We start from the raw sequence: 15,289 nt of genomic DNA, 5'->3' as shown, positions 1-15,289 counted from the left end.
ACGGTTACGGTCGTGACCGCTGGATCGCTGCTCGGGCCACCGCTGCGACGGCGGAGTCGGTGCCCTTGACCTCGCCCCACCGGACGCGGGACGCACCGGCCAACTGCTCGAGGATCTGGAGGGTGGGACTCGTCGGGGGTGGCGGCGTGAACCGGTCGCGGCCGCTGCTCCAGCCCAACGCTTGGAGCAGGTCGGCCGTCTCAGCACGCCACTGCTCGACGGGCGTTCCGCCGCCTGCGACCGCGAGGACCATCCATCCGGCGTGGCGCTCGTAGTCCTTGGTTCCGATCGGCAGGCGGCCCACGATGTGGGCGACCAGGGCCTGCGGATCATTCGAGCAGCGCCGAGCGGCGGCAGTCGGGGCGAGTTGACCCTTGCGCACGCTGACCAAGCCGAGGGCACGCGCGGTGCTGCGGATCTCGGCGACGGGGTGAGTCATGTCCTCGCGGTTGGCCTTGCCGATCCACCACTCGGCGATGCCCGTCCGGGCGGCGATCTCCTCCACCACTGCCGGTCGAAGGTAGCCGGCGGCGGTGAGCGCAACACCGTCGCCAACGATGTCGAGGAACGTCCGGTAGGTCTCGGTAAGGCGAGCCGCCGAGCCATCGCTGAGGTCCACGGGTGCGTGGGAGATCGGGCGCCCCAGCACCTCCCTCAGCGCTTGGATTCCGCGCCGTTCCAACTGGCCGGCCAACTCGGCCAGCTCCCCGGTGACCGCGACGGGTTCGGCGCTCGCGACTGCCAGCGCCTCATTTGTCTCGTCGATGTCGAAGTGGTCGGGGTGCCAGTCAAGGGGCAGCCAGTTTCGGCCGTGCTCCGCGTCCTCGAACGACTGCGGGAGCAGGGTGTCGTCGTACCCACTGCGCACCCATGCGGCCAGTTCCTCGTAGCCGGCGATTCCTCCGCAGTCCTCTGGCGGACAGGCCATTCGCCCGGCGGTGCATCGCACGGTGGCGAGCGGTTCATCGAGGACCGCCTCGACGACGAGCTTGTGGTCCCATCCGTCGCCGAAGTCGCACTCGTACCAGAGTTCGTCGCCCTTCTCGGCGAGGATCTGGTCGAGGCGTACGTCGGACTCGGGTATGCCTTCGTCGCCCTCATCGAGGTCGAACTCGGTCGCGAAGCACGCCGAACGGTGGTCGTTGCCCATGCGGAACCGATGCAGATGCGAGTCGTACCACCCCATCGCGGCTTGGATCGCGACGTGCACCCGTGGGAGGGGCAGGTCGCCGGGAAGCTCGAGGCGGCGCCAGAGGGGCGGCTTGGCGCCGTACAGGTCGAGTCGGACCCGGAACCCGCGGCCCCGCTCCGGGACTGGGAGGAGCTCGGGCCGCTCATCGCTTCAGTTTCTCGAAGATGCTGGTGACCTGGCCGCTCATCAGCGCGTCCAGCAGCGCCATGCCCTCCTCCGCGGTGGCACCTGCCATCAATTGCTTCACCAGGTGCTGGACGTCGGTCTTGTCGGCCACGGTGGACAGTCAAGCACTCGTACCCTGATCCCTTTGTGGGTCATCGGTCGATGGCGCGCTGGAGGCGGCCGAGGTGTTCGTCTGCGTCCTCGACGAGCATGGCTGGCCCGTCCTTGCGGCACAGCGGGATCATCCTGGTCAGGCGCTGGCGGTCCTTCCTCCCCAGCGGAGACTCGCGCAGATCGCGGGCGGCGAGCAGCGAAGCCAGTACTACGAAGTCGACACAGTGACGAGACGCCGCCTTGCCGCCACCGAGTTCGACACGGGCGGCGGCCTTGCCGACGAGGGCGCCAACGAGGTTGGGCCGAAGGATGGTGCCGGTGCGGCCTTCGACGATGACCTCGACCGCCTCCGTGCGCGTGAGGGCCTGGGTCGTGCCGGGGGATGACACCGTTGGTGCTCCTCCGACGCCATGCAGCTTCTCGGCGCGCTCACCGACGCCTTCGGGGATGAGGACGTCGACCTGGGCGAGGCCTTTGAGCCACCGGTGTTGGTGACCGGCGGCGCTCGTGGCGGGGGTGAAGCCGAGTTCGTCGAGGGCCGCCGTGAAGCGGGCGAGCATCCGTTGGTCGGCACGGATGTTCACTACTGCGTCGGCGTCAGTGGTGGGGCGGGTGGAGTAGGAGCTACGTTCGGCGCAGTGCAGGTGCACGAGTTGTCCACCCACGAGCGTCCAGTGCTCGGGGACCTTTGCATAGAGATCCATCATCGCGTTCCAGGAGGCAGCCTGTGCCTCAGTCATGGCAGGGAGGGCGACCGGGTCGCTCACTCACTTCGCCCTTCACTGCGTGACCGACGCGCCTGTGGGCCCCGGATCTGAGCCTGCTGCGCAAGGTCATTGAGCACTTCCATGGCACGGTGACGTTCGCGCGGCCCGTCGTACTCGGAGAGGTCGGCTGCCATCAGCAGGCTGTTCCAGGCGTGGCTGAGGAACGGCAGGATCTCCTCGGCATCGGTTGAGACGACATGGAGGATGACGTTCGCGCGATCGCGATCCATGTCGCGCAGCAGGTAGTCCTGGGTGACGTCGTCGAGATCACCCACCGACACGTAGCCCTCGACGACGTCACCCGACGCGAGACCGGACTCGGGGTGAGATAGCCCGGAGAGCCGGATACGCGGGTCGTTGCGCAGATCGTTGAGGTCGCGACCGGCGGCCAAGTAGCAGCATCGCGCGGCTCGGTTGCGCAGGAACACCGAGAGGAGACGGAGACTCTCCTGGGGGTCGTCGTGCTGCGCGGCGGCGAGTTTGCGGAGACGGGCTCGCGCCCGGGATCGGTCGGGGGCCGAGAGCGAGTGCAGGAGGGCGTCGTTGTCCTCTGCAGCGGCGACCAGCGCCCATGCGGAGCGCTCGGACAGAGGCCGGCCCGGGGCGCTGGAGTCGGCGATCCGAGCGAGGTCCTTCTCATCGATGATCCACTGCCCGCCCACGCGCTCGGCAGGCAGTGAACCGTCCTGGATCCGCTGACGTACCCGCTGCGCAACCACGCCGAGTCGTGCAGCGGCTTCAGGAACGCTGATGCGAGCCATTGCGATATTCCTAGCCTCCAGCAACCGATTGCCGTAATACTAGCGTCGTCACTAGGTTTTCCGAAACTCGCATGTGACCGAACCGGTTGCCGTCCCACTCCGCCGGAGAGAGAGCGTCACCAGTCCAGAAGCGGAACGGCATGGGGACAGACAAGAGTGCGAAGCCACCGCCGACGCCGAGGACCACGATGCCCACAACGACCGATGCGACGACTCTGACATTGCGACGCATCCACTCGTTGCGGCGACGCTTCAGTTCTCGCGCTGGATAGGACGCATTCCTGGCCATCTCGCTCCCCCGTTCCCCATCGAAAGTCAACACCAAGGCTCGCGAACCCGTACGAGATTCGACGGAAGTCGCAAAGGCCAGCCCCAGCCTGCGAGACCCTGGGATGACCCGACCGTGACTCCCGACGAGCGACTACGCGAACTCGCGATCAGACATGCCGCGTTTGCACGGCTCGACCGCCGACGTGACGGGGGCAAAGAGATCTTCAGCCAGGAGGACACCAGCGGTCTCACCTTGGCTGGTGAGACCATCCGGGCTCATGCCTACTCAGGAAGGCACCTGGAAACCGGGACAACTACGGCTGCTCTCTCGGTTCGAACCGTCCACCGTCCGAGGGCACCGACCGCCCCTATGACGATGCCGTTGGCGTCGACGGTTTCTATCGCTACAAAATGCGCGGCGATGATCCGAACCACTATCAGAATCGGGCACTACGCGAAGCGATGACCGAACGTCTCCCGCTGATCTGGTGGCTGGGCGTCCAAGGAGGTGGGTACCAGCGCCCTCTACCCGATCTTTCTGATTGGCGAGGAGCGAGCTGACCTCCAGTACATCGTCGATATCGACGCCGTGCCACGGCCCGACATCCTATGGCCGTCCATCGAGCTGGAGATCGACCCGTCGTACCGCCGGCAGCTCACCGGCCAACGCCCGTTTCGAGCGGCGGTCCTGCGGGCGTATCGGACCTCATGCGCCGTCTGCTCTTTCCGGCACAGTGATCTTCTCGACGCAGCGCACATCCACGAGGACGGGGCCGGCGGGCTCCCGGTCGCCACCAACGGACTCACGCTTTGCAAGATGCACCACGCCACCTACGACCGACGAATCCTTGGCATCACGCCTGACTACGAGGTCCGAATCAATGCCGAGGTCCTACACGAGGTCGATGGGCCGATGCTCCGTCACGGCACCCAGGAATTCCACGGCCAACACCTGATGGTGCTACCCAAGAGCCGGGCGCAACGCCCGGACCGGTCGCTGCTGGAGACCCGATACCAGGCCTTCTTGGACGCGGGCTGATCCAAGCCCAGTTCGGACCTATCAGCATGCGCTACCCCCAACAGTCCCCCAGCGATGCTGGAGCCAGTAGTGGGTTAGCCCGAAAATGCAAAGAAACCGCAGGCTGACCTGCGGTTTCAGTGAGTGGAGCCTAGGGGACTCGAACCCCTAACCCCCTGCTTGCAAAGCGGGGTGATAGCCACCTTCACACTTGGACGGCACCCTTCTGACCCGTGGTTTTGTGGTCACGAGTGGACACGAGTGCCCGTCCATCTGGCACCAATCTGGCACCACTTTGGGCTAGTCTGGCACCACCGAGAGGGGTGGCACGCATGGCGCGCAGGGCAGCGGCGGGAAGTGTCCGCAAGATCCACACGCGCTCATGTAGCCAAAGGCACACCTGCACGTGCGGCGGCCGCGGGGCTCACACGAAGCCGTGCCCGAAGGCCCTGCGTTGTCGGTGCGACGGCCGCTGGCAGGCCCGTGTCACCGCACCCAACGGAACGACGGTCACCGCGCCGTCGACGTTCAGGGCGAAGATCGACGCGGAGGAGTGGGTCAACGCCGAGCGGGCGCTGATGGAGGACCCATCGACGTACGTCACCGCGCAGGCGCGGCTGGAGGCCGCGAAGACGCGAGCCCGTCTCGACGCCGCAAATACCTTCGCTGTGTGCGCCGATCGCTACCTGATCGAGCGGGACCTCAGACCCAACACGGCGCGCGAATACAGACGGATCTTGACAACGGTCCTGAAACCGACGTTCGGCGAGACTCCCCTCAAGAGGATCAGCCGTGAAGATGTGCGCGCTTGGCACGCCAGCCTCCCGAAGGACACTCCGTCTGCAAATGCTGCCGCCTACCGTCTCCTCCGTTCGGTCATGGCCGCCGCCGAGGACGTCGAACTGATCGACCGTAATCCCGTCCGCATCGCCAAGGCTTCTACGGCACGTGTTCAGAAGGATCAGAAGCCCTCGCCGGTGGACGAGATCGCGACGATCGTCGACCACATGGCCGAACGACTCCGACTCTTCATCGTGCTCGCCGCATTCGCCGGGATGCGAGAGGGCGAAATCTTCGAGCTCCGCCGCAGCGATATCGACACTTCCACCGGGGCGATCGCCGTCACCCGCAAAATCGAGAAGGACCGCAACGCGGAAGCCGCCGGGGCCTGCTCTGACTGCGGTCGGGTTATCGGGCCGCCGAAGACGGCGAAGGGCACCCGGGTCGTCCACCTCCCGCCGGCCTTCCTGCCGCTGCTCCGCGTCCACCTGCTCGCCCACACCGCGCCGGGCGCCACCGGCCTCCTCTTCCCGGGCGAACGCAAGGACCACATGAGCGCCCGCTATTTGCTCGACCGGTACGACATCGCACGCAGAGCAGCTGGTCGTCCCGACCTCACCATCCACGGCCTCCGCCACTCCGCGCTCACGCTCGCCGGTCAGCACGGCGCGACGAACGCCGAACTCCAGGCTCGAGCCGGCCACGCGTCAGTCGCCGCGATGGCGATTTACCAGCACGCCACGATCGACCGCGATCGGATGCTGGCCGCGAAACTCGGTGACTCCGTGACCGCATCGAAGGCATGGGCGGACCTACTCGGCGACGCCTGATCCTTGGAGTTGTTCAACTCTCGATGCCCAGCGCAGCTAGGGCTCAGTCGATCGCGGCCCGAGCTGCCCGCAGCCCAGCGGTCACGTCAACGGTACGGGTTGCGGCTCGTTGCACAGCGCGAAGGCGCCGACGCCCTGGCGGGTTCCACCAGGCCGTCGTCGACGAGCAGCTGCTGCGTTTGGCGGATGGTGTTCAGGCCGGGCACGCCGTAACCCGCTTGCAGGGGCTGCGATCGAGGACAGCTGCTGGCCGGGATATAAGACCTCGCCAGCGTCGACGGTGTCGGAGGTCCTCGGCGATCTCGCTTTGTCGAGCCATGCCGTCATTGTGGGACTGAGGCTGCGCCGCGATTCATCTGATGCAGGACGCAGACGAGTAGCTGAGCCGGCGACTGGACCACGACGGTCGGCCGACGTCACGCCACCTCGGCGCCGGCACCCGAAGCAGTGCTGCCGATTACGCTGTCGGCGGACTCGGCCCCGGTCGCGTCGTCGGTCTCCAGCTGACGCAGCCGCCGCACCGTCGCCTGATCGAGCCCAGTCAAATGCACGACATCCTTGACCGCGAGCCGCTCGGCGAGTAGTCGCTCGATCGCGGCCGCGACCTCCGCATCCGCCACCGCCTGCTCGGCCTGCGCTCGTTCCTCCCAGGCGACCTCGACATCCACCGAAGCCTCATCAATGCGCCGCTCCCGGGCCAGCTGGTCCGGATCCATCTTCAGCCGGCGCTCCCGCGCCGCCTCCAGCCGGGCATCCCGAGCCCGGTCCCGACCTGCCTGTGCCTGTGCCCGCTTCCCCACGGGGAACCACCTCTTCCTTGATCTGGTCACGGCACATCCACCGCGATCCCTTCACAAACAAGAAGCAACCTCGACCGACCGAGATCGGACACTCTGCTGGACTCCACTGACCAACCCGCCCGCCACACGGAATGGCCGCCTACAGGTTCGCCATTGCGAACGCGCTGCCCAGAAGCCGAACTGCCTCACCCCGTTACTTCGCGCGGGTCGGCCAGCCAGTCAACTTGGGGACGGATGTCCTGGTTCAGGACATCCCACAACCCGGGGACTGAGATTCGAACCCTGCGACCTCTGGGATACATCCGTAGTGCACTGAGCGACTGCCGTCTCTTGACACTGTTCGACGATTTAGTGGATTCCCTGCGCAGATGCCACGCGTCCGACTTCACCGTTTGACACCGGCTGACCCGGTTCGCGGCCAAATCCGCCCACTTTCCGCCCATCTTCAAGTCTACAGCGCAGGAAGGTCCGATCCTTGACGGAGAGCAGGCACAGGTCCCCGGTCGCGCTCATATCAGCGCCGGGAGGCGGCTGTGTAGCTCGAGTGCCTTCCGCGGGTTGGGTGCGATTGGCGCGCCGAGGTGGGCCTCGTCCGACCTGGCGCCTGCATTCTTGGCAAGCGATCGGCTCAGCGTGATCGTGGCGGCCGGCCCCTCGAGCACGAACGGGCAGATCTCCTGCTCAGTCGTCGCGGTCGTCACATCAGCCCCCGCAGCACGCGGGTGGTCAACAGCTCGACGGCCTCGCGGGGGTCCGGTCCGACCGGCGCACCGACGTACGCCTCGGTGAAACCGGCCCCGCCGGCGTACTCCAGCAGCTCGCCGAGCGCGGAGACGCAGTCGTCGGGCGTGCCCGAGACGACCAGCTGGTCGGCCACTTCCTGCGGGAGGAGCTCCGCCGCCCGTGCCACGCTTTCACCGTCGTGGATGGCCTGTCGGGTCGCCGCGTAGTCGGCTTTCTCGAAACCGACGATCTCAAGGCTCTCATGGGGCTGCTGGCCCACGATCAGGGTCGCCTGACGACGGGCCGCCGCGTTCGCCGCATCGCGGTCGTTCGAGACGGAGATGTTGACTCCGTAGATCCGGGCGAAGTCGGGGCGGTCACTGCGGGTGCGGCCACGGTCGAGACTGTTGAGGTTGCTGACCGCGTCGAATTGGCCGGACCGGAACGCCGCGAGGCTGTGCGCCGGGAAGTCGCTTGCGCAGATCACCCCGTCGGCGAGCTCGCCCGCCATCTCCAGGACCTTGGGTCCGGCGCCGGCGACGACCACGCGCACGTCGGCGTCGTCGACCCAGGGAAACACGGCCTTGCCGTCCTCGCGCATCCGGACCCGGGCGCACGTGAGTGGGTAGTCCCCGAGCCGGACGTACTCGCCACGCCAAAGGGCCCGGCAGAGCTGGATAAGTTCGGCCACCGCTTCCACGGGCCTCTCGCGAGGCATCAGCGCGCTCACCATTCCGCCGCCGGTGCCGATGCCCATGCTGACTTGGCGGCCCGGCGGCATGAACTCGGCGAGCGTGGCCATCGTCGATGCCTGCTCGATCGGGTTGCGGCCGAAGGGAAACGTGACGGCCGTGCCGACACCGGCGCCGGTCCGTGCGGCGACAGCGCCGAGCACCGCCGCCACGCTGCGAGACTGCAACTGGTCGGTCAACCACACCGTCTCGAACTCCTGGGCGGCGAGTTCGGCAACCTCAACCATTTCGGACGCGCGGGCCCACGCGTGCAACTGGATGCCCTTGATCATGAAAACACTCGATTCATATACTGAACTCCGACCATTATCTTGAACGCTAGTGGCCCGCACCCACCCAGGTCAAGAGCTCCGACCTCACCAACGGGCGTAGACAGGGGTCCTGAGGTAGGTCACCGAGATCGACTCGATCAACGGCCCGTCCCGCTCGGTGCGCGCCTTGATATCCAGCCAGCGCGGGTCCTGGCTGCAACGCGCCCAGTGGTCCTTCGCAGCTTCCACGCTGAGGAAGCGGACGATGTAGACGATGCGCCCCGGATCGTCGTCGACGTGCCAGAATCCCCGCACGTCCAGGCCCATCTCCTGCCACAGGTCGAAGGTCATGTCGGCGAAGCGGCGGTGAAGGTCCTCAGCACGCCCGGGACATGCCACGTACTCGCGGAGCTCGTCGATCATCGCTTGATGCCCTGGATCGCGACGCCCGACCGGGTCTTGTAACGCCGGTTGATGTTGATCAGGACCGCGGTCAGCGGCTCGAGCTGCGCGGCGACCCGGAGAGCCCCGCCATCGACCCCCCGGTGACCAGTCACGGCCGCGGCCAGGTCGGCCACCACGTCCTTGGCGTCGCGGTCATCCCCGCAGACGAGGACGTCCTCGTGCTGCAGTTGGTCCTCGCTCTCCCACAGCGTCACTGCCGAGAGGTGATGGAACGCGCCAACCACCCGAGCGGTCGGCACCAGCTGCTGAGTCTGCTGGGCTGCGCTGCCCTCATCGACCAAGAGACCGAAGGCACCGTTCTTGTCAAAGCCGAGCGGGTTCACGCAGCTGACAACGATCTTGCCGGCGAGCCCGGGGGCCAGTGCCTGGACGAGTTCACGATGCCCGTCCCACGGCACGACGACGAGGACGACGTCCGCCGCGGTCGCTGCGGACAGGTTATCGTCGCCGAGGACCTCGACGCCGACCCGTTGGCCGATCGCGCGTGCCGCCTCCTCGGCCCGAGCTGCCGATCGCGAGCCGAGGACGACCTTATGACCGGCGGCGGCCAGCCAGCGCGCGAGGCCGCGGCCCTGCGGTCCGGTGCCGCCGATGACAGCGATGGTGTGGGTGCTCATGGGGTCTCCACCTCTTTCTGGCGTGTGTTCCTGGCATGGCGGCAATGCCCGAAGGCGTCGACGCCCGAAATCCGCGACGGGCGGGTGGTGCTGCCGCTGAGCGGCCGGTCAGCCCCGGACGGAACCGACCGCCGGGTAGTCGGCGGGGAGCTTCCCGCCGCTGCTGGTGGTGATCGCGTGCGCGGCCTCAACGAGGTAGCCAGCCATCCGATCGATAGTCTCGGGAGTGAGGTCCGCCCCGATCCCAACAAGCGTGACGAAGAGGTTCGGCCGGGCGTCGCGGTCGAAGACCGGGAAGCCCACGACGTTCAGCTCGGGACGGTACTCACCCCAGGCCGCGCCGTAGCCCTGCGCACGGATCCGGGCTAGGACCTCCTGCGGCGCCTGGCTCGAGGAGTCGTCGGTCCAGGCAGCCGAGAGCCGCGAGAGCAGCGGCGTCGTCCGCTCGAACCGGGAGCCGACGTCGATGGTGATCTTGATGTCCTTGCGGCTCTCGACCTTTGCGATCGCGGTGAAGTGACCGTCCGGCATCACCTGGATGGCGAGGCAGGCGAGCTGGGTCTGCTCGGCGAGCCGGTCCATGAACGGCCGCGCCTCTGCCACTGCAGTGGTGCGGGTCACCGCGGCGAGGCCGAACTCGACCAGCTGAGTGCCAAGGTTGTAGCGACGGGTCTTCGGCTCATAGGTGACTAAAGCCCCCGCCACCATCGTGCGCAGCAGGTTGGACGCGGTGCTCTTCGCGAGCGAGCACCGCTCCGCCAACTCGGTCAGACTCAAGCCGTCCCGGCAGAGTACCAGCGCCTCAAGGACCGCGATAGCGCGGGCGACCGCAGGCACGGCGGTTCCAGCGTCGCTCCGAACAGCATTACCCTGCAGTTGTTTGATGTCCACGTCCCTGGCCACTCCGCGACCTCCCCGTCCAGCTGCGCCACCTCGGTAGCGCTCACCCGATGAGCTCCACAAAGTGGAACAGCGTTCCGTCCGGGTCCTTGGCGAAAAGGAGCGCCCAGCCCTTGAGTCCGTCCCGGCCCATCACCGTCTGCGGCGGCGACAGGAACTCGACGCCTGCGCCGCTGAGGCGCTCATACTCGCCCTGGATGTCGTCGGTCAGGATCGAGAACCGGCAGAGTCCGGGGTGGATCAGGTCGGCCTGCGCCTCGCCCGAGGCACGGTCGTCGTGCCACTGGATCAGGTCAAGGAGCGCCTCGTCGGCTGAGTCGTTGGGCAGCCGCATGTGCGCGAACCGCAGCTTGCTCGCGCCGTCGAAGAAGAACGCCTTGGCCAGATTGGCGTCGTCGACCTCCTCATCCCCGATGACCTCGAACCCGATCTTCTGGTAAAACTCGATCGTCGCGTCCATGTCGGTGACGTTGATGCCCACGTGCCAGAATCTACGCACGTCGATCACTTCCTTTCTCTCTTGATGAGTCGTGAGCCTGGTGCCGTTCAACTGCTCGCTTGCAGAACGAGCGTGATCGTGATCTCATGCTGGTCTCCTACATATCGATGTTGTTGATCCGGGAAATGGGCCTTCGGATACCGAGCAGCCTTTCAGCGCTCAAGGAATGGTCAGATGTGCGGCACGAGCTCGCGCCGCAGGAGCTTGCCGGTCTCTGTTCGGGGCATCGCCGCGATGGATTCGATGTCCTGCGGGCGAGCGTGCGGCCCCACGGTGCTGGCGACAAGGTCGCGCAGGGCACCCGCGAGCGCGTCGTCGAGCTCGGTGCCGGCGAGCTGGACGTACGCCTTGATCGACTGGCCGAGCTCCGCAGCGCCTGTTCGATCTCACCCGGACCGCAGCGTATAGTTGAGGAACCGCCCAGGAGCCGGCACAGTCCGCCCCTCAATCTTTGTGATCAGGCCGGCGAAGTACTCTAGCGTCTCGATCATCACGGGCAGGTCGATACCGATTGACTCGCGGATGGGCTTCCCCATGTCGCGGGTCTGTAGGAGCGCGAGTTCCTCGGCGTGCTCCTCGACCAGCGCTGCGTAGCGCAACATGAGGCGCGTCCGCTGTGACGGACGGACCCGCTGCCACTTCTTGGCAGCAGCTTGGCTCGACCGCACGGCGCGGTCGACGTCGTCCGCTGTCGCCTCTGCGACTGACGCCAGGACCTCTCCGGTCGCCGGGTTCACGGTGTCGAACCGAGCGCCGGTCGAAGCCTCGGCGAGCTCCCCGTCCAGGACGAGTGAGACCTCGTTCGTAAATGCTTGCATCTGCGTCATCTCCGATCAGGGCAGCTTGTGAGCGGTCGGCAGGACGGCCTCGGCGAGCTCCGAGAGCTCGTCCATAGCTTCGGCGAGGGTCTCGTGTTCGAAGGAGGTGTCGCAGACGAAGTGGGTGACTCCCTGGTCGCCGTATGCCTCGATGGTCTCAGCGTTGTACGGCGCGGTCCGCAACGGCCGGGCAGTCAGGGTGATCTCGCTGATGTCGCGACCTGCGGCCTCGACGTACTCCTTGAGGGTCTTCAGGTAGCCCGCGTAGTCCTCCGGGCCCACCGCGAGGGGATGCCATCCATCACCGATCGCGGCGATGCGACGCAGCGAGGCTTCGCTGTAGCCGGCGAACCAGATCGGGATCGAGCCGCGGACCGGCTTCGGGTACATCTTGAAGTTGTGCAGGTTGTAGAAGTCGCCCGTGAAGTCGACCTCGTCCTCGGCCCACATGTGGCGCATGAACTTGACCATCTCGGTCACCCGGCGGCCGCGGTCCTTGAACGGGGCGTCCAGGACCTCGAACTGCTCCTTCATCCAGCCGACGCCGATGGCGACGGTCAGCCGCCCGCGCGAGAGGACATCGATGCTGACCAAGGTCTTGGACGTCTGGACTAGCGGACGCCACGGAAGGATGAGGCATGACGTGCCCAGCTCCATCTTTTCGGTCGCCGCCGCAGCCCAGGTCAGCGACGTCAGGCAGTCGAGGTAGGGGGTCTCGGGCGCCCAGAGGAACTTGCCGTCCGCGGTGTAGGGATACGGCGTCTCGACCTTGGTCGGCAGCGCGACATGATCGGTCATCCAGAGCGAGTCGAACCCGACCTTTTCAGCGAACTGGGCAACCTCCGTGATCGCGTCCGGGCCTGCCCACGGCCCAGCTCCCGGAATCCTGATTCCGACCTTCACTCAATTCCCTTCCGTTCAGTTCTGCGTTGTCATCGGACGACGGACGCGGCCATCAGCCGAGCGACGTCTTCCTGGGAGTAGCCGAGGTCCCGGAGGACCTCGGCGCTGTTCTCTCCGACGGACGACGGTGGTCGCCGCACGCTGCCGGGCGTTCGCTCAAGCTTCACCGGGATCCCGGGGATCCGGAGCGGCCCGAGCTCGTCGTGCACGATGTCGACCACAAGACCCATGGCGCGAATCTGCGGGTGCTCCACGGCCTCGTCGTAGGCAAGGACGGGCGCACAGATGATGTCGTGGCTCGAGAGCAGGGCCACGATTTCATCGCGGTCGTGCTCAGCGAACCAGGGTGCGATCGCAGCGTCGATCTCCGCTGCGTTCTGCAGTCGGTGCTCCGCCGTGTCGAAGCGCGGGTCCTCGAGCAGCTCGGGCCGCTCGATGGCGTGCACCAGTTTGGCGAAGTGCCGGTCATTGAAGGATACGATGTGGACCTGGCCGGCGTCCCGGGTCCGGTAGGCGTTGTAGGGAGCGTAGAAGTTGCTGCCGTTGCCGGGTCGTTCTTGGACGTAATCCGCGAACAGGTACTGCCCGAACCAGGGAGCCTGAAGGTGGAACAGCGCGCCGACCAGCGAAACGGAGCCAGCCTGCCCCTCGGCCCCCGGCCGCCGGGCGAACAGCGCGACGAGCGCGGCGATCGCGACCAGGTACCCGGCTGAGCTGTCAGCGATCGGCGGCCCCGCCTTGATCGCCTCGCCGCCCCGCCATCCCGTCGCTGCCATGAACCCGGTCATAGCCTGGGCCACCGGGTCCAGGGCTGGGCGCCCAGCGAGCGGGCCATCGTCCCCGTAGCCGCTCACATTCAGGCTGATGAGGTGCGGGTGTCGATCCCTCAACTCTTCGCTGGTGAGCCCGTAACGCCCCCGAACTGCCGGCAGCATGTTCTCGATGAGCACGTCGGCACTCGCGAGCAGGTCGTGGAAGAGCTCGCGACCCTCCTCGGTGCGAAGGTCAAGCGCGATGGCCTTCTTATTCCGGTTCACCCCGGCGAACACGCCGCTCATCCCATCGTGGCCCGGTCCGAAGGTGCGCGACTCGTCCCCGCCGATGGGCTCCACCTTGACGACCTCGGCTCCGAAGTCACCCAAGATTGACGCGCCCAAGGGGCCGGCGACCATGGTCGCTGCGTCAATGACTTTGATGCCTTCTAGCGCCTGCATCGTATTCCCTGTTCGACATGTTGAACCGTCATCAGCATTCGGAACACGATACGATCCCTCAGTAAGGGGTGTCAAGGATCACTTCTCAAGTCCTCGCACAAACTGGCCGACCTCGAGCTGCGTCACCGCCGCCGCGCCCGCTGCGAGGACCGGATCCGTAACGCTAAGGACACCGGCCTGCGCGCAATGCCGCTGCACGACTACGCACAGAACCAGATCTGGTGCGCCATCATCGCCCTGGCCGGCGACATCGATCGCCTGGATGCAGATGCTCGGACTCCACGACGACCCCACACGTCGCTGGGAACCCAAACGGCTCCGGATGCGCCTGTTCACCATCCCCGCGACCCACGCCCGAAGCGGCCGACGCGACATCGTGCACCTGGCCGAGAGAGCGCCCTGGGCGCACCTGGTCCAACAAATCGTCAACCGGCTCAAACACCTGCGACAGCACGGCACCCCACTCGCCGTCCCCGGCTGAGCACCCGGCCCCTGTCCCTACCAGCCAGCACAGCCCTACGGAACCGTGGAACCCGCGCCTACCCGAGCGACACCGGGGCCACTGTCCTACCCCAATGACACAATCAGACCCAGACCGCCCCATCCAGGCGCGCCCAGGGCATCGAAGGCAACCGTGAAACTTCGAGGCTAGTGGCGCGGATTTGAAGTTGTTGGACGGTTGGCCTTCGCGAGGATCTCGTCGGCGGTCTTGGTCCAGATGAAGGGGTGGGATCGGTCGTTCCAGCCGTCGATGAAGGCGCGGATCTTGGTGTTGAGGTCTTTGACGGATTTGAAGACGCCGCGGCGGATGGCTTGGCGTTCGACGATGCCGAACCAGACCTCGACCAGGTTCATCCACGAGGCGTGGGTCGGGGTGAAGTGCACGACGAAGCGCGGGTTGTCAGCGAGCCAGGCGCGGACGTTTGTGCTTGTGGGCGGCGTAGTTGTCCATCACCAGGTGCACCTCAACCGGCTTCCCGTGCTCGTCGACGACGTGGCGGTAGATCCGCTAGATCTGCTTGAGGAGGCCAGGAACTCCTCGTTGCGGTGCCGCCGCTTCAAAGCGGCGGTGACCTGGCCTGTGGCGATCTCAAGTGCAGCAAACAACGTCGAGGTGCCGTGGCGATAGTAGTCGTGCGAGCGCCGCTCGATCCGCCCTCATTGCATCGGCAGGATCGGCACCGTGCGATCCAGGGCCTGGATCTGCGACTTCTCATCAACACACAACACGATCGCGCTGTCAGGTACGTGCTCGTGGACGCCGAGGTACAGCCCGCAGATGTCGGTGACCTTGCCAACCAGCTCGGGATCGGTGGAGAAGCGGAACGACTCCGCCTTCCACGGCTTGATCCCGTAGGCCCGCCACGCCCGCTGAATCGTAGACGGGCTGACCGTGAGTCGGCCGGCCAGCAGCCGGCTCGACCAGTGCGTCACTCCCAGCTTCTTCGGC

Annotated in this window: 16 protein-coding genes, 1 tRNA gene and 3 pseudogenes; 3 read left to right on the top strand and 17 right to left on the bottom strand. The window is 66.4% G+C overall.

The window, feature by feature from the left end:
• Positions 1-4 precede the first annotated feature (4 nt).
• From NJ4_RS03260 to NJ4_RS03250, 4 genes are read right to left on the bottom strand one after another with little or no spacing between them, the layout of a single operon-like run.
• Positions 5-1,276, bottom strand: coding sequence for a plasmid pRiA4b ORF-3 family protein (locus NJ4_RS03260; protein WP_245644436.1), 1,272 nt, complete (start codon positions 1,274-1,276; stop codon positions 5-7).
• Between the two features lie 58 nt (positions 1,277-1,334).
• On the bottom strand, positions 1,335-1,469 hold the full coding sequence (locus NJ4_RS26860) for a hypothetical protein (RefSeq protein ID WP_281178250.1): 135 nt from the start codon (positions 1,467-1,469) through the stop codon (positions 1,335-1,337).
• Positions 1,470-1,509: 40 nt separating this feature from the next.
• Positions 1,510-2,211, bottom strand: coding sequence for a hypothetical protein (locus NJ4_RS03255; protein WP_157550652.1), 702 nt, complete (start codon positions 2,209-2,211; stop codon positions 1,510-1,512).
• A gap of 23 nt (positions 2,212-2,234) precedes the next feature.
• Positions 2,235-2,999, bottom strand: coding sequence for a helix-turn-helix domain-containing protein (locus tag NJ4_RS03250; RefSeq protein ID WP_067430130.1), 765 nt, complete (start codon positions 2,997-2,999; stop codon positions 2,235-2,237).
• A 778-nt stretch (positions 3,000-3,777) separates the two neighbouring features.
• Between NJ4_RS03250 and NJ4_RS03245 the strand changes: the two genes are divergently transcribed.
• Positions 3,778-4,308 (top strand): HNH endonuclease, encoded by a 531-nt coding sequence (locus tag NJ4_RS03245; RefSeq protein ID WP_067430127.1) that lies wholly within the window; start codon positions 3,778-3,780, stop codon positions 4,306-4,308.
• A 124-nt stretch (positions 4,309-4,432) separates the two neighbouring features.
• On the opposite strand, the gene NJ4_RS03240 is transcribed toward NJ4_RS03245, so the two are convergent.
• A tRNA-Ala gene (locus tag NJ4_RS03240) sits at positions 4,433-4,497 on the bottom strand.
• Positions 4,498-4,619: 122 nt separating this feature from the next.
• On the opposite strand from NJ4_RS03240, the gene NJ4_RS03235 reads away from it, so the two are divergent.
• Positions 4,620-5,897 carry a tyrosine-type recombinase/integrase gene (locus tag NJ4_RS03235; protein WP_082748133.1) on the top strand — a complete coding sequence of 426 codons (1,278 nt, stop codon included), beginning with the start codon at positions 4,620-4,622 and terminating at the stop codon, positions 5,895-5,897.
• Between the two features lie 416 nt (positions 5,898-6,313).
• Here the strand turns inward: NJ4_RS03235 and NJ4_RS03230 are convergent, their stop codons facing one another.
• The 10 genes from NJ4_RS03230 to NJ4_RS03185 form a co-directional block, all read right to left on the bottom strand.
• Entirely contained in the window at positions 6,314-6,697 is a 384-nt protein-coding gene (locus NJ4_RS03230; RefSeq protein ID WP_067430121.1) for a hypothetical protein, read from the bottom strand.
• Between the two features lie 697 nt (positions 6,698-7,394).
• Positions 7,395-8,444: an LLM class flavin-dependent oxidoreductase gene (locus tag NJ4_RS03220; RefSeq protein ID WP_067430115.1), complete on the bottom strand. Its 1,050-nt coding sequence runs from the start codon at positions 8,442-8,444 to the stop codon at positions 7,395-7,397.
• 84 nt (positions 8,445-8,528) lie between these two features.
• A complete protein-coding gene (locus NJ4_RS03215) occupies positions 8,529-8,846 on the bottom strand; it encodes an NIPSNAP family protein (RefSeq protein WP_067430114.1) in 318 nt (105 codons plus the stop codon).
• Positions 8,843-9,505, bottom strand: a complete 663-nt coding sequence (gene npdG / locus NJ4_RS03210) for an NADPH-dependent F420 reductase (protein ID WP_067430112.1) — start codon at positions 9,503-9,505, stop codon at positions 8,843-8,845. The genes NJ4_RS03215 and npdG overlap by 4 nt, the downstream gene beginning before the upstream one ends.
• A 108-nt stretch (positions 9,506-9,613) precedes the next feature.
• Positions 9,614-10,342 carry an IclR family transcriptional regulator gene (locus NJ4_RS03205; RefSeq protein ID WP_217996733.1) on the bottom strand — a complete coding sequence of 243 codons (729 nt, stop codon included), beginning with the start codon at positions 10,340-10,342 and terminating at the stop codon, positions 9,614-9,616.
• 106 nt (positions 10,343-10,448) lie between these two features.
• Entirely contained in the window at positions 10,449-10,886 is a 438-nt protein-coding gene (locus tag NJ4_RS03200; RefSeq protein WP_217996732.1) for a VOC family protein, read from the bottom strand.
• A 188-nt stretch (positions 10,887-11,074) separates the two neighbouring features.
• Complete coding sequence (locus NJ4_RS27115) at positions 11,075-11,257, bottom strand: AMP-binding enzyme (protein WP_082748132.1); 183 nt, start codon at positions 11,255-11,257, stop codon at positions 11,075-11,077.
• Between the two features lie 33 nt (positions 11,258-11,290).
• Positions 11,291-11,731, bottom strand: a complete 441-nt coding sequence (locus NJ4_RS03195) for an aldehyde dehydrogenase family protein (protein WP_067430111.1) — start codon at positions 11,729-11,731, stop codon at positions 11,291-11,293.
• A 6-nt stretch (positions 11,732-11,737) separates the two neighbouring features.
• Entirely contained in the window at positions 11,738-12,625 is an 888-nt protein-coding gene (locus tag NJ4_RS03190) for an LLM class F420-dependent oxidoreductase (RefSeq protein WP_067430110.1), read from the bottom strand.
• Positions 12,626-12,654: 29 nt separating this feature from the next.
• The gene (locus tag NJ4_RS03185) at positions 12,655-13,839 is read right to left on the bottom strand and encodes a CaiB/BaiF CoA transferase family protein (protein ID WP_067430107.1); all 1,185 of its coding nucleotides are present in this window, start codon (positions 13,837-13,839) and stop codon (positions 12,655-12,657) included.
• Between the two features lie 99 nt (positions 13,840-13,938).
• Between NJ4_RS03185 and NJ4_RS24965 the strand changes: the two are divergent.
• Positions 13,939-14,320: pseudogene (locus NJ4_RS24965) on the top strand (transposase); the annotation flags it as partial.
• A 167-nt stretch (positions 14,321-14,487) separates the two neighbouring features.
• Here NJ4_RS24965 and NJ4_RS27110 read toward each other — a convergent pair.
• Together NJ4_RS27110 and NJ4_RS27105 are read right to left on the bottom strand one after the other, a co-directional pair.
• Positions 14,488-14,757: pseudogene (locus tag NJ4_RS27110) on the bottom strand (IS630 family transposase); the annotation flags it as partial.
• A gap of 240 nt (positions 14,758-14,997) precedes the next feature.
• Positions 14,998-15,289 (bottom strand): annotated as a pseudogene (locus NJ4_RS27105) (IS630 family transposase); the annotation flags it as partial.

The organism is Nocardioides jensenii JCM 1364 = NBRC 14755, from assembly GCF_001552535.1.
GTDB classification, from domain to species: Bacteria; Actinomycetota; Actinomycetes; order Propionibacteriales; family Nocardioidaceae; genus Nocardioides; species Nocardioides jensenii.
Note: the sequence above shows the minus strand (reverse complement) of the source record. Positions and strands in the feature narration are given on the sequence as shown.